The sequence below is a fragment of the Paenibacillus sp. PvP094 genome, from assembly GCF_040546835.1.
Classification (GTDB): domain Bacteria; phylum Bacillota; class Bacilli; order Paenibacillales; family Paenibacillaceae; genus Paenibacillus; species Paenibacillus illinoisensis.
Genome location: NZ_JBEPOM010000001.1, coordinates 529,472 through 543,723, shown reverse-complemented (window position 1 = coordinate 543,723; position 14,252 = coordinate 529,472). Strand labels below are relative to the sequence as shown.

Annotated in this window: 15 protein-coding genes and 1 pseudogene; 10 read left to right on the top strand and 6 right to left on the bottom strand. The window is 41.8% G+C overall.

The window, feature by feature from the left end; genetic code table 11:
* Positions 1–118 precede the first annotated feature (118 nt).
* Positions 119–1,261, top strand: a complete 1,143-nt coding sequence (locus ABIC22_RS02715) for a M23 family metallopeptidase (protein ID WP_354478024.1) — start codon at positions 119–121, stop codon at positions 1,259–1,261.
* Between the two features lie 359 nt (positions 1,262–1,620).
* Here ABIC22_RS02715 and ABIC22_RS02710 read toward each other — a convergent pair whose 3' ends face one another.
* Positions 1,621–2,934, bottom strand: coding sequence for an amidohydrolase family protein (locus ABIC22_RS02710; RefSeq protein WP_354478021.1), 1,314 nt, complete (start codon positions 2,932–2,934; stop codon positions 1,621–1,623).
* 156 nt (positions 2,935–3,090) lie between these two features.
* On the opposite strand from ABIC22_RS02710, the gene ABIC22_RS02705 reads away from it, so the two are divergent.
* From ABIC22_RS02705 to ABIC22_RS02690, 4 genes are all read left to right on the top strand, one after another.
* Positions 3,091–3,519: a MarR family winged helix-turn-helix transcriptional regulator gene (locus ABIC22_RS02705; protein ID WP_127538262.1), complete on the top strand. Its 429-nt coding sequence runs from the start codon at positions 3,091–3,093 to the stop codon at positions 3,517–3,519.
* A 429-nt stretch (positions 3,520–3,948) separates the two neighbouring features.
* Positions 3,949–4,461, top strand: coding sequence for a helicase (locus ABIC22_RS02700; RefSeq protein ID WP_354485823.1), 513 nt, complete (start codon positions 3,949–3,951; stop codon positions 4,459–4,461).
* Between the two features lie 232 nt (positions 4,462–4,693).
* Positions 4,694–4,891, top strand: a complete 198-nt coding sequence (locus ABIC22_RS02695; RefSeq protein ID WP_354478018.1) for a hypothetical protein — start codon at positions 4,694–4,696, stop codon at positions 4,889–4,891.
* 2 nt (positions 4,892–4,893) lie between these two features.
* Complete coding sequence (locus tag ABIC22_RS02690) at positions 4,894–5,514, top strand: serine hydrolase domain-containing protein (protein WP_354478015.1); 621 nt, start codon at positions 4,894–4,896, stop codon at positions 5,512–5,514.
* Between the two features lie 644 nt (positions 5,515–6,158).
* Here ABIC22_RS02690 and ABIC22_RS02685 read toward each other — a convergent pair.
* Positions 6,159–6,410, bottom strand: coding sequence for a hypothetical protein (locus ABIC22_RS02685; protein ID WP_354478012.1), 252 nt, complete (start codon positions 6,408–6,410; stop codon positions 6,159–6,161).
* A 154-nt stretch (positions 6,411–6,564) separates the two neighbouring features.
* On the opposite strand from ABIC22_RS02685, the gene ABIC22_RS02680 reads away from it, so the two are divergent.
* Positions 6,565–7,920: a lipase family protein gene (locus ABIC22_RS02680; protein WP_354478010.1), complete on the top strand. Its 1,356-nt coding sequence runs from the start codon at positions 6,565–6,567 to the stop codon at positions 7,918–7,920.
* Positions 7,921–7,935: 15 nt separating this feature from the next.
* Positions 7,936–8,241: a WXG100 family type VII secretion target gene (locus tag ABIC22_RS02675; protein ID WP_354478007.1), complete on the top strand. Its 306-nt coding sequence runs from the start codon at positions 7,936–7,938 to the stop codon at positions 8,239–8,241.
* Positions 8,242–8,823: 582 nt separating this feature from the next.
* On the opposite strand, the gene ABIC22_RS02670 is transcribed toward ABIC22_RS02675, so the two are convergent.
* Positions 8,824–9,105 (bottom strand): GNAT family N-acetyltransferase, encoded by a 282-nt coding sequence (locus tag ABIC22_RS02670; protein WP_354478004.1) that lies wholly within the window; start codon positions 9,103–9,105, stop codon positions 8,824–8,826.
* Between the two features lie 2 nt (positions 9,106–9,107).
* Complete coding sequence (locus ABIC22_RS02665) at positions 9,108–9,350, bottom strand: (4Fe-4S)-binding protein (protein WP_095289244.1); 243 nt, start codon at positions 9,348–9,350, stop codon at positions 9,108–9,110.
* Positions 9,351–9,668: 318 nt separating this feature from the next.
* On the opposite strand from ABIC22_RS02665, the gene ABIC22_RS02660 reads away from it, so the two are divergent.
* From ABIC22_RS02660 to ABIC22_RS02650, 3 genes and pseudogenes are all read left to right on the top strand, one after another.
* On the top strand, positions 9,669–10,385 hold the full coding sequence (locus tag ABIC22_RS02660) for a class I SAM-dependent methyltransferase (protein ID WP_127538265.1): 717 nt from the start codon (positions 9,669–9,671) through the stop codon (positions 10,383–10,385).
* A 265-nt stretch (positions 10,386–10,650) separates the two neighbouring features.
* Complete coding sequence (locus ABIC22_RS02655; protein ID WP_354478000.1) at positions 10,651–10,986, top strand: hypothetical protein; 336 nt, start codon at positions 10,651–10,653, stop codon at positions 10,984–10,986.
* A 27-nt stretch (positions 10,987–11,013) separates the two neighbouring features.
* Positions 11,014–11,310, top strand: a pseudogene (locus ABIC22_RS02650) (MFS transporter); the annotation flags it as partial.
* Between the two features lie 137 nt (positions 11,311–11,447).
* On the opposite strand, the gene ABIC22_RS02645 reads toward ABIC22_RS02650, so the two are convergent.
* Complete coding sequence (locus ABIC22_RS02645; RefSeq protein ID WP_127538267.1) at positions 11,448–12,872, bottom strand: M20 family metallopeptidase; 1,425 nt, start codon at positions 12,870–12,872, stop codon at positions 11,448–11,450.
* 43 nt (positions 12,873–12,915) lie between these two features.
* Positions 12,916–14,232 carry an MFS transporter gene (locus ABIC22_RS02640; RefSeq protein WP_354477997.1) on the bottom strand — a complete coding sequence of 439 codons (1,317 nt, stop codon included), beginning with the start codon at positions 14,230–14,232 and terminating at the stop codon, positions 12,916–12,918.
* Positions 14,233–14,252 lie beyond the last annotated feature (20 nt).

Sequence of the window (14,252 nt, the reverse complement as noted above, 5' to 3'; positions counted from 1 at the left end):
ATGAAGCAGCAGCCTGCCTCAAAGTTATGATAGACGTAAGAGGAGGTTAGACGGAGGATAAGATTGGTTTTGTACACTGGATTGGGAAGATATTGTTCTACAGAAGGGGTGTAGGGAAGTGAATAGAATTCATATGGGAAGCAAGCGGCGGGCCAAAATGTTCATTCAAAAGGAACGGATGAAAGCAGGTTATGATGTGCAAAAAGACTTACGGAGAAGTCATAAGAGCTGGAAGCTGCTTGCCGCAGCACTTGGTGCGTGTGTGCTCTTGTCAGCCTGCGGCACTACAGAATCATCTGACCAGAGGGAACGGCCATCAGCAGAACAGGCATCTAGTGATGCACCGGCAGCAGAAAACACCAATAAGGAAGAGACGAACTCAGCAACGGAGGACGCGATGATTACGCCTGAACATTTCATAGATACATTGATGAACGGTTCGAAGGAGGACATTTACAATCAAATGAGCCCGGAACTTCAGGACACGATATCGCTGGAAGAGTTTAAGACGTCTGTGGACAGCTTCACGGAGGGGGTCACTTCCTGGGAACAGGTTACGAAAGTCAAAATGAACAACCTGATGGAGCATTCCTGGAAGGATCAGACGGGGACCAGAGGAATACAAGCCTATTTTGCCGAGGATCATCAGATTGACGGGCTGTTGATCCAGCCACTTGAAACGTATGAGGAGACGGACAAGGCATTTACCAAGACCGAATTTCAGTTTCCTATGAAGGGGGAATGGTTCGTGTTCTGGGGAGGAAATGATGTGATGTCCAATTATCATTATGCGCATGAATCGCAGCGTTACGCAGTGGACATAATTCGCACGAAGGAAGATTCAAGTTATCAAGGGGAGGCCGCTGTGAATGAAAACTATTATGCTTTTGGTGAGCCGCTCTATGCAGCAGCAGATGGGACGGTTGTTGAAGTCAAAAATGATATTCCGGATAACACGCCAGGCGTGATGAATGCTGAAGAGCCGGCAGGGAATGTTGTCGTCATCGATCATGGAAATGGGGAATACAGCGTCACTGCACATCTCAAGGAAGGGAGTGCAGCCGTAAAAACGGGGGATAAAGTCAAGCAGGGAGATCTCATCGGGCAGCTTGGTAATTCCGGTAACTCCAGTGAGGCGCATCTGCATTTTCAAGTCTCAGACGGACCTGATCTGTTCACTTCCCGTTCGATTCAGATCCGCTGGGCAGATCAGAGCCAGGTACTGACACGTGGGAACACGTTCCAGGGCCTTCCTGAATAAATGGGTGTATTTGTTAGTCGGAGAGGTGGAAGGGGTTCATCTCGATTAAAACGTGGAACATATATTATCGTAATTCTAGATTAAAACATAGAGCTATAATTTAAGTAGGCAGCCGGCTAATTCGCCGGCTGCCTTTACGTTAAGCTAAAGGGCAGAGTATCTTAAATCATTCTCTGGAATCCGATCGCAATTACTGTTGATACAAAGCATAGTAAACAATAGAAAACGGAAAACCATCCTCTTCATTCACTTATTTGTCGAAGGAGGTCATGGTATATATGAACGTTTACAGAGGTATTGTGTGGTTCGTTAATGGAGTATGCAATCGTTTTGACGACAATATGTGGAGATGCCAAGACTCATTCACATAGTTGTTGAATACCTTTAACCCACACAAATTTGATTGACAGGGTATCTGAAATATTAGTGGTAGGATCACCGTCTACGAGAATAATATCAGCTCGCGCACCTTCAATAATACGGCCACGATCGTGAAGACCAAAGCAGCGGGCTGGTTTTGCAGTAGCTGACTGAAGGGCTTCCACCGGACTGAACCCCGCCTTTACCAGCAATTGCATTTCATGATGGACACTGGCTCCATGTGCAAGACCACCAAGGTTGGGAACGGGAACCGGGGCGACATCTGTCCCTACAAGAATATCAACACCGGCATGGTGAAGATCCATCACATTCTTGAAGCTATTCTCCATATTGCCTTGCGGGAACGTATTAAAACTGGAGTTTAAAATATCGATCCAATCCGGACTTAATTTAGAATGAACACGCGGATCATTTGCCAATTCCGAAGCCGGATTTCCGAGGATCGATGAGTTCAACACCAAGCACGGCGTTACAAAAGCGTTTGCATCTGCTATGGATTTCACTAACTCGGACGTATTCTCGGGTCTGTCGATAAACAAGTGACCTAAACCGTCGACTCCTAAATTGATGGCTTCTTGCGATGAATGAGCCGTCAAAACGTGGGCGATGACCAACTTATCAAACTTGTGGGCTTCTTTTACAGCTGTTCTTAGAATCTCATCGCTTAGTACAGGCAGGCCAGGTGCACCCATGACGGTTCCTTCTTCAATCATGATCTTAATATAGTCAGCACCATTCTCTACTTGGGTGTGCACATGTCTAATCGCTTCATTCAACGTTGTAACCTGCGGTATCTCTTCATGATCGTGAGCATATGCGGCCAACATTGCTTCTCGGTCTTCCTCCGATAACTTCTCTAATTCTTTTAATATGAATTCTGGAATTTCATCTCCACCTGGCAGCAATTCATCTGGGTGTCCACCAGGAGCAGTGATCGCTGTACCAGCAGAGCGGACGTCTGCGATGTCATTCAGATTTTTTAACTGAATTTCGCGCCCTCTTTGGGTAAAATCGCCGTTCATTTCAAGTTCTGTTGTCACGCCGAATTTTATGGCATCTCTTAGTCCGCCGATTGAGGTGTGCACATGTGCATCAATAAGACCAGGCATCAGAGTGGCATTCTCTCCATCAATAATCGTTGCATCGGAAGGAATGTCTCCTCCCACTGATATAATGGACTCTCCCTTAATGACAATATGTCTAGGTGTTATCAATTGATCTCCATCAAAGATACGTACATTTATAATCGCTATAAATTGTTCTAACACATTATCTTGAATGACCTTCTCCATGTGAGTCCCTCCAAATGTTTGTTGTTTAACAATTAGAATGTTAACTGTTAGTTTTCTAACTGTCAACAAACTAATTTTAATTTGACAAGAATATGGGATCACAGTATAGTTTGATTACTTACAATTAGATTCCTAACAATGGTAGGGAGGACAATTATGAAATCCCCAAAGGATACACCTTATCTGGATTTGTTCCAGATTATTGGTCTTAAGTTAAAGAAGAGAGCAGACGAAAGTATAAAAGAGCTGGGATTAAACGCTCAACAAGGGAAAGTAATCGACTATATTTATCAGAACCAAGATAATCATATTATTCAAAAGGACCTTGCAGATCGGTTCCATTTACGTGGGGCTAGCATTACTAGCATGCTTCAGGGTCTAGAGCAAAAAGGGTATATCGAGCGCAGAATTCCCGCCAATAATGAACGACAAAAAAATATATATGTCTTGCCCAAGTCAATTGAACTGATTGAAGACTTTCAAGATTCGTTCCAAAGAGTGGAGGAAGATATCGTTCAAGTTCTTACCGAGGAGGAAAAGCAAACCTTAAAGGAAATGCTGATCAAAATTAATGAACGCTTGTGATAGAAAGAGAAGTCTCATTGATGAAACTCTCAGAGAAATTCATAAGGGCAACAATGCAGTTCATTATCGTAGACCAACCTAAAAATCGTTACTCTATGAAATGATGATGTAACGGTTTTTTTTGTTGACAGAAGAGGACTTATAGTACCATACAAAGTCGCTAATTTAGCGGCTTTCTTGTCGTATCGGTACAAATTCATGTCCGAGTCGGGGAGATAAATATATTCCGATTACCTAAATTTACAATTTTCAATTTCAAAAGAACTATAAGAGTCGTTTAACAAACGGAATTTAGTTGAACAAGGAAATGTATGTTGTTTTCTAGAATATAAAATTCAGTCTAATAAATCGGTTTAAGCCTAACCAAATTGTTAGGAGTGATTACGAGTGTGTATTGAAAATGAGATATATCCCAATTGTGAGGTGAATATGAGGATAGTAGAGGTAGGCGGGCTTACGAAAACACAACTTATCCAGAAGCTGCAACAAAATTCTATTTTGATGAATGAATTGGGAGAAAAGCTAATAACCGATGATAAATTTACAACTTCTGATACGAAGTACAGTCTGCAGACCGTAGAACTAACCGTTGGAAAACTTGGTTTTCCAGATGGAGCCACTACGAGTCAGATCTTTGAAAGGGCAAGTGAATTAGATTTGGAATTGTGCCCGCTAGAGCTGGGACCTCACCTAAGACTAGCGTACCTAGATCAGCCTGAAGGTAACACGGGAAATCCTACACAGCAACATAGAGCTCCAATAGGCTCGATCACAATAGCATCGGAGATACTAGCTGAAGACGAAGATTTTCCAAAAGGGTTTTATCTTAGACGGATTAACGGCGTATTGTGGTTACGTGGATACTGCGCTGATCATCTACACGTTTGGAATCCTAATGATCATTTTATTTTTAGTCAAGCTAATCAGACCTTGAAGGATTGAAATTTTTTCAAACTTCGACATAGTTACTTTGTTAACCTAACGGAAACGTTAGTTCTATAAAACTAAGAAAGCAGCCGACCAATATGCTCGTCTGCTTTTATTCATTTCATGGGCAGGAATATAATGCTAATGGAAACGAATACATAATTCAGCCTCCAAAGGAGGTTGATTAGCGTGGTTTCAACAACTGAGTATTTATGTAAGTATACAACCTAAAAGGAGTAACTTTTACATGAAGGATTTACATAACTTGGTTTCAGAGTATACGAAAGATAAGAAACATTTACAGCTTGCGATCGGTATTGTTAGAGAGGGTGATATTGAATACTTATCGATTAGTAATAATAGAAAGAAAAGTGTGGTCCCTCCTGAGCACATGTTGTTTGAAATCGGCTCCATAACGAAGTTTTTACATCCATACTCTTATTAGAAATGGAAAGGGAAAAACTGCTTTCCCCGGATGACATGGTTGGTAAGTTTGTGCCAAACGTTAAAAACGATTATTTGTATAAGATTAGCTTGAAAAACCTTGCTACCCATACCTCTGGATTACCTGCATTGGCAGCAAACCACAATCTGGCTAAAAATAGATCGAATCCTTATTCCATGTATACCGAGCAAGATTTAGCTGCTTTTTTATCTACTGCTGATTACACGGATAGCATTGATTCGTTTGGATACTCCAATATCGGTGTGGCTATAATGGGAAACATTCTATGTAAGGTGTCAGGAAGCAAGTATGATGAGCTGTTAAAAAAATACATAACAAGTCCATTACAGATGAATGAGACAGCCGTTATACTTAATTCGGAACAGGATGGCAGGTTTTTAAATGGACATGCTTCAACAGGGAAAAGATTCCCTCATTGGGATCTTTCTATACATGAAGGAGCCGGGGGGATTAAGTCATCTGTTAGCGATTTGAGTTTATTTGTCCGGGCTAATCTAAATGATAATAATCCGATAGCCTCTACCCTGCAAAAAAGTCATCTACCGATGTGGATTGGAGATTCAAACCGTTATTTTGGCTGGGGTGAAGATAGAGAACGATGATAGACTTTACAGGTATAAAAATACTTGAAGCCATGCTGAGTAGTGAAAAGTCATAAAAGTAACGGGTAACGTAGCTCAGCGTGATAAAATATTACATATTAATTTTAAATGGAGTGAACATATGGATAAAAAAATTTGCTTGAGTGGGAAAGTAAAATAATACAATGAAACATTTGTTGCAAAGACTAAGATAAAACATGATTTGAAAATAACCCGTATTGCCACAAAAGAGGAAAATAGATGGACAGTTGCAAAAATTATTGGAATGGAATTGACTGAAGTATGTAAATGTACTAAAGAGAAAATATAGTAGCTAGATTAACGGTAAACGTGTGTTAAACGCCAAATCCACTCCAGTATAATGATGAAAATTCAACTATCCTCTTCTGGTAACAACAGCCTATATCCATTCATTGAGTCGTATTTATTTGGGATGAGAAGGGTGACTATATTCCTGTTTTTGGATGTTTAACTTCTTTGGTAGAAATGTATGGACTATAATAAATTCTACTTCTTTGGAAAAAAGAAGGAGGTCTTTTTGGAGTGTAGTTCCTCATTACGGAAAAGGTAGCAAGGTGGCGTCCCGAAAAATAAAAATTGGCTAAATATAAGAAAAGAGCCTCAGAAAAAGGCTCAGTTATCTCCTATTTTTTAATCAGTTCTTCGGGGACACCCACAGTAACGACTTCGAGCGTATCATAATTAATAAGGAGGAACACCTCGGTATCTGGATCTTCTGTCAAATGTCCATAAAGCCCAACGTCCGTACCGAGATCGGGCGGATTAAACTTGTGGCGTGTAAATTCAACGTTGAGGTCATATTTTTCTTTAAAATACGTTTTTCCTGCATTCATAGCCTTGTTAATGGCTTGAGTATCTTCTCGAGAATCAGACATGAAGCTACAACCTCCCATGATTAGGACAAAACAAACAATAATAAATATGTTCAGAGACTTACTTTTTAGTATAGTGTCCACTCCTTATATCTATCATGATATGGGTATATTACTATATTTTAAGTTTGAGAGTAAATATAGGGGGTATATTTTTTTGAAAACCTACATTTCAGATGAGATGTACATGAAGTTTTCCAAGCTTGCATATCAAGACATTTCGGAGGGATACGTCCTCCCGGAATTGGATCATTGGAAAGTGGTTGAGCCTGACGGTGCCGAGTTACATAACAAAGTTTCAGGGTTTGACGCCTTGGTGTTTCAAAACGAACAAACCGATCAAATCGTCATCGGTTACCGAGGAACTGAGCCGGATGGACATTGGTTTGATATTGGAGTTGATTACGAGACAGACGTATTTGACGTTCTTGGCGGCCGAACACGCCGGTTAGAGGATGCGGTAACGGATCCAGACCATCACAACATATTCAAAAAAAGCTTTATTGAAGCGATTAAGGACGACATTGAGTGGGAGAACAACCAGTTTCACCAAGCGGAAGTACTGTACGAGAAAGTGAGTCAGATGTACCCTGATGCTAGCATTTCATTGACAGGACATTCGCTTGGTGGCGGATTGGCGCAATATGTGCCCGCACGTCAGGACCTGTCGGCCATGACATACAGCGCACCGAGCGTGACTAACCTTCTAGATGACGTGAGTTTGGCAAAAGTTAATGAGGGGCATTACGATGGTAAAGTGGTGAATGTCGTCGATCCCAACGACTCTGTTGGTGCGGGTGGAATTGTTGAGTATGACAGGCACGTAGGTAGCACCTTTTACAGAGGTCAGGATTTCGATTCGGCTAATGCTATGTATCAGAACTGGAAGTATCAATATCAACTAACGGTACCTATTCGCTCTCTAGGAGCAAACGCGCCGGTTAAATTATTTGATTTCCCGTTTACAATTAATCTGGACAAGTTTCAGGTAGGCAATATCTATCGGTTTTTCGATTCCTTTTCCAAAGATGAAGGCAAAGGATACCATTCGATGAATCAATATCAGTTCGATAAAAATGGAAATCTCGTCGGCCCACTGATTAATCGTGCGACAGGCGATGAGATCAGCATATCGCCGCGCTGGACGGCTCATCAAGAAGCACTTGCATCCTTATCGAGCATTGTCAACGGTGTCGTAGCACCATTAGTTGCAGTTGCGGTCAACACACAAGCAGATGGAGTGAAAATTCAATTAACACCAGAAGAGTTGGCACAAGCAGCAAGGGAAATGCGCCTCAGCCTGAGCGGATTCACGAATGATGCCCAGGCTTCTATCCAGATGTTCCAGACACATATCTCCACAAGTGAGAGTCAATCATTCACGCCGATTGCGTATAACGCGACGGCAACACTCCAAAGGATCAACCGCTGGTACCAAGAGTCAATTGGTGAGATCGCCGAATACATCGAACGCAAACGTGAGGATTTTCTGCAGGCAGACGAGTTTAAATAACAGGAGGAAGGCACCATGGGGAGAATATCCGTATCCTTGGCGGATCTACAAAGAGCTGTTGCACAGTGCGAGCAGCTACAGGAGCGCTTGAGGCAACAGGAGCAGAAAATGAATTCTATTCATGACCGCTTGCAGCAAGATTGGAGCGGTAATGCTGCGACTACATTGGGGTATAAAATGCAATCATTTCTTAACGGGGCATCCATCCGTCTAGCAGAGTTAGAGGCACACAAAGAGGAATTGAAGCGATATATTCGTAAGATGGAAGAGGCTGATCGTGAAGAGCTCAGTGATCACAGGAACCATAGCATGAGGCAGTAAAAGGCCCAAGTAGCATCTTGTAAAATCCAAAATGTACATCCTGTCTAAACGGGTTCTGGTGACGAAGGTTTATTGTTATTGATATGTTAAAATAGTTGATTGGAAAAATAGGAGAAGGGTTGGGAAATAGAGATGACAGCAGTATTTTCACACAAGCCCGAAGGATACGAATGTCCATTTTGCTGCATTTGGGGTACTATGCCGTTGAGATTCACCGCGCGGCTCAGATTACAGCAATTGCGATGAAAAGTACATATGGATGTGATGGGATATCTACAAGGCAGCATAATGAACCAGCCGGCAATCAAGACGTGTGGCATTATCATCTCCATGTTTACCCTAGATATATGAATGATCAACTTTATCTGTCGAAGGGTTCACAGTCCGATCCAGAAGAGCGCTCTTTCTATGCTGACAAGTTGCGTTCTTGGATAAAGGAAAATATCTAAGTCAATTTGAACATTACTTTCATGAAGATGCCCACCAAAATGACAGGAGCAGTTCATGCAAAAGAACCTGAGAGGGACGAAGAGGTCTCGTACTCTCAGGCTCTTTTCTCTTAATATGGTCATCATTCAATGGTTATGAATTGAGAACATCCGCGTAATCAGGGATGCGGTCGAAACGTCCCTTGGCAAACGGGCACAAAGGTAAAATCTTAATACCGTTTTCCCGCGCGTATTCCACCATAGCTTTGAGCAGCTTGTCGCCAAGCCCTTGTCCCCGGTAAGCATTTTCAACCAACGTGTGATCAATAATGTACAGCTCCGGACTTGAGATTACATACGTCATTACCGCAGCAATGTCGCCATTATCTTGAATAGTAAATCTTTTATTAGCAGGTTCATGTTCTACATGATGCATGTTCATCCCTCTTTCCTTGTTGAATATTCATCGTCCAGACGTTTATACGTGAGTGCTCCGCTTGGACATGTGTCAATATGCCGGGCAATGGCCTCTGAAGTATCGCCATCGGGATTAACCCAAGGACGTTTGCTCAAATCAAACACAGCAGGGAGGCCCTTTACGCAAATACCGGAATGAATGCATACCTCAGAATCAAACATGACTTCGATATCTTTCCCGTAGTACAACTTCTGTTTACTCATCGTTCATTCACATCTTTCACTTTTGAGTTTGTTTATAGACAAGATTCATACTTCGAAAGCGAACATTCTGAACCGACATGGTATTGGCAACCGTGGCCAGCAATTTTTGGCATGGCTCTCGATGTCCGAATTATAATGAGGAAATATAGATAAGTCAACGTGACGATTCTACTAATGTTTGGGTGTATTCGTGGTGATGGGTTGCTTTCATTCGTCTAACGGGCAGATAAAATGAACCCTTTCAGGAATATCCGTTTATACTTATGTAATATCCAGATTCATCGCACAAAACGATATAGAAAGTGGGAAACAACATTTATGATTCCATTAGTATATGACCAGATTAACCTTTGGGGAAAAGATGATGAATTTTTCCTTGCATTGCTAAAGAGATTGAAAGTGGAGTCTATAGCTGACTTAGGCTGTGGAACAGGAAGGTGGACTACACATCTTGCTCAAAACGGATATACAATCACAGCTATTGATCCCCATGAAGAAGCGATTAAACTGGCGAGAAGTAAGGATGATTCAGGACATGTGAATTGGATTGTAGGAGACAGCTCCAACTTACAAACCAATACGTATGACGCGGTTATTATGACAGCCAATGTTGCACAGGTATTTCTTACAGATGATAGTTGGAAACAAGTGATCTCAGACGTATTCCGATCCCTTAAAGTTGGCGGTCACTTTATTTTTGATACAAGAAATCCTCTGGTAAAAGTGTGGGAAGAGTGGGAGAAGGATATGAGTCCTGATGTAGCTAAAGACAGGCTAAGTGGAGACCCTCTTGAAATCTATACAGAATATGAGGGGTTTGAGCAAGATGTTTATACGTTCTATGAAACTGTGAAAAATACAAAAACAAATGAAGTCCTCGTTCATGAAAAAATGCAGATACGATTCCGAAAGCAAGAAGAATTGGATGAGTCACTGAAACAAGCCAGTTTTTCTAAAATTGAAACATATGGGGATTGGGAATTTAAATACGCAAATTCTGAAAGTCGATCTTTTATTTTTCATTGTGTAAAATAGAGTTATTGAAAAGCACAATAATAGTGATCGCTAAAAAAGGATAGCGCCTTTTATACGACAAAAGCAGCAGATCATCACGATCGGCTGCTTTTGTCATTTTTACCATGTATGCTTTAATTATAATTTAATGGTGATATGAATATTTTCTTCCTAATATTATACAATAAATGGTTCTAATTCTGATATAATGGATGCTTCATGATTTAGATGCTGAAAGCAATGAAAGATGAGCATGAGTAGGTGAAAAAAGGAGGGCAACGCAAAAATGGATTTAACATTTGGAAACGTTACGATACTTATTCCCCCTGTACACATCACGATTATCGTAGTAGTTATTATTTTCTTATTAGTAAGGTGGAGCAAACAATTAGAAACAAGACGTTTTACGGTATTCTTTTACTTTTTATTCAGTACTACCATTACTCCAATTTACTCTAGTTATACAGCAAAAGGTTCCTTTCAGCTATGGATTCCAATAGGATTTATAATGATGTTCCTTTATTTATTTGGCAGTAAAAGAAATCATCCAGCTAAAATGAAAGCAAGCATTTTGGGGTTTTCGATAGCAATATACCAGCTTATTCTTAAATATGTCGAATAGATTCTGAACTCAATATTACCAAGAAGCTTTATGCTATCAACATGGAGTATCTCCTCAGCCCAGCAGCTATACTTAGTTACTCTAGCGCCTCGAAATCCGGACATTGCTCTTAGCGTAAATACGTCTTTCATTCAATTCGGTTTTGCACTGGGATCTGCTGTAGGTGGTCTCGTCATTCGAAGTACGTCTGTCCTGTATCTGAACTGGTTGGGGTTTGCCGCTGTCGGCACAGCTTTACTTTTGGCCATCGTACTGTTTAATAAAGAACGAAGCAGTAGTAAGGCTAAAATTCCAACGGAAAAACAGAAGATGAATATTCAGTAGGATTAAACGAACGTGATAATGTTAGCAATAAGAACAAGAAAGCAGCCAATCCATATGATTGGCTGCTTTTATTAAACTGACGGGCAGGTTGGCTAAACGACTGTGGAATTGATCTGATATGGTGTATTGGTGAGTATTTACTTCGCAGGAGGGTGTACATCAGTTGGAACGAGACAGATGTATTTTTCTCCACGGAGTCTTTCCTTGAGCTCACTTTTTGCCTTTTCAATGATTGAGGGATTTAGCATGGCTTCAATGGCGGTGGATGCCATTGTTTTTGCGGCAAGCAGCATTCCTTTATGTGCATAACTTGTTTTGCCTTGTGCGACGGTTAGCCACGTATGCTTTGGAGTTCCGAAAGCCAAAGTGGAGATCAGACATTGTGCAGTAGGAACATTCCAGCTTACATCCCCAACATCCGTTGATGAAGTGGTGAATCTCAAGTTTTCGCCGGAATAGGGGACAATGAACCCTGCAAGTGGCCGTTCAGCCAATATGCTTCCGAGTTGTGGGCCGACCAGGTAAGTGGATTCTTTTTTGGTTTGTTCCGGTATACATTGATAAAACGACTTGGCCATGCTAATTTCCTCTTCGTTATATTTGGGTACTCCCAATGCGGATAAATTTTGATGCATTAGAGATTCAAGTGTATTATTGGGAATGATATTGGCGCATGCGCCTTCAAATACGTATTCCATTTGTGTCCCTGTCATTAGCGCAGCACCTTCAGCAATGCGGACCAGTCTATTAAAAAGTTCTTGTACCTGTGTGATTTGAGGTGCTCGAACCAGATAGGTGACCTCAGCTTCTGCCTGTACGACATTGGGTGAAATCCCTCCGGCGTTGGTAATGGCATAATGAAGCCTGGCCTGGTCTACCATGTGCTCGCGCATGTAGTTAGCTCCAACGTTCATGAGTTCTACCGCATCCAGCGCGCTTCGTCCCAGATGGGGGAATGCACCAGCATGTGCACTGATTCCTTTAAAATTAAACGTTGCGTGTACGACTGCATTCGTGCTTCCGTGTGGAACCACATTTAAGATATGTGGGTGCCAGGATAGTGCGGCATCGACATCTCTGAAATATCCCTCCCGAACCAAAAAAGCTTTTCCATAACCGCTTTCCTCCGCTGGACAGCCAAAATAATGAACAGTTCCTTTCACTTCAGGATGACTTTGAAGATACTCTTTCACTGCTACGGCTGCCGCCAAAGAGCCAACACCGAGAAGGTTATGACCACAGCCATGTCCATTCTCCCCCTCAATAACAGGACTGTGTCCAAAAACCCCAGCTTCTTGGCTCAGTTCGGCCAAGGCGTCAAATTCGCCAAGGAAGGCGATAACCGGGTTACCTGAACCGAAGGATGCCATAAATCCTGTAGTGAGTCCTGCGATTCCGCTTTGAATAGAGAACCCTTCAGACTTTAGAGCGTTCATAAGGACCGCCGAAGATTGATTTTCATTAAAGCCGATTTCAGCGAAAGACCAGATCTGGTCGCTAAGAGATGTGTAAAGTTCACTTTTTTCTTCCACGGAATTTGATACAAATAAATTAATATCCATTACGAATCACACCTTTATATTAGTTTTTGTTTAATGTCGATGTTCACATTGTTGTTGTTGGTGTTGGTATGTTGGCTTCTTCCAATTTTGATGAAGTATTCGTCTTGGTAAACAAAAGAGTAATTGCACAGATAACTGCAAAAATGACAAGCGTACCAAAGGCTATAGTAAACGAGCCTCCGCTAGCGTCAACGATAAATCCGATGAGCATGGGGGTAATAAATCCTGCCAGCTGAGCTCCTGTATTGATAAATCCGTTTGCGGTAGCAATGATGGAGGTGGGTAACGTTTTAAGAGGTTTGGTCATGACTAACATAGCAATGTAACCTGCGAGGACGGTTACGATGGACACATGCGTAATAAATAAGGCAACACTGCTTGCTGTGCTCATGAAATACAGGAATATAGCAACGAGGATAGCAAATACGAATGCAAATAACCGGTCTTTTCCTGCAGGAATGCGATCAATGATATATCCACTCACAAGCATTGAGACGATACCGACAATCGCTGGAATTGTGGCGATCATTCCCATCTCTACGATCTCTAATCCTCTGACTTGAACCATATACGTTGGCATCCACGACTTTAATCCCCAGTTGATGGCATAAATACAAAAGTTGCAGATGAACAGATTCCAAATCATAGGCATGCGAATAATCGTCTTTAATGAAGCTTTGGGTTTAGGGGCAGCAGCAGCACCTGGGGCATTGTGAGAGGGGGTCTGGCCAGGCTCTTTCAAGAAGAAAAACATCAGGACGGTTACGAGGATTCCAACTGCACCAGTGATGTAAAAGAAGCTGCGCCAACCAATCGTCACAAGGGCAATTCCGGCAAGTACAGGCGTAATGATGCCCATGAATTTGGCTGCAGACAACATGATAGACATTGCCCGGGCTCTTTGAGTGACAGGAAAGTTTACAGCAATAGCTTTTGAACCCGAAGGGTAAAAGCTCCCTTCACCAATTCCGAATAAAAACCGGAATACAACTAGAGAGAGTAGGGACCAGGCACTGCCGGTAAAAAAGGTGAATACTGACCATGAGAATACTGCGATCAAAATTACTTTGCGGTAGCCGAACCGGTCAGCCAATTTTCCTCCAGGGATCTGCATAAGCGCATATCCCAGAAAAAAGCTGCTGAGAATAATCCCTTGACTGGAAGCACTGAACCCCATATCTTGCCCTATGGCAACAATGGCATAGTTAATTGCGAATCGGTCCAAGTTACCCAGACACCAGCCAACAAACAATAATGCTAAAATGACATACCTGTACTTTTTCTCTTGCATCAGCTTGTTCAACGTGTTACCTTCTTTCTCATATAGTGTAATGACACTGTTAATAAATTTATGATACAAGAGTGATATTTCTACCTCAA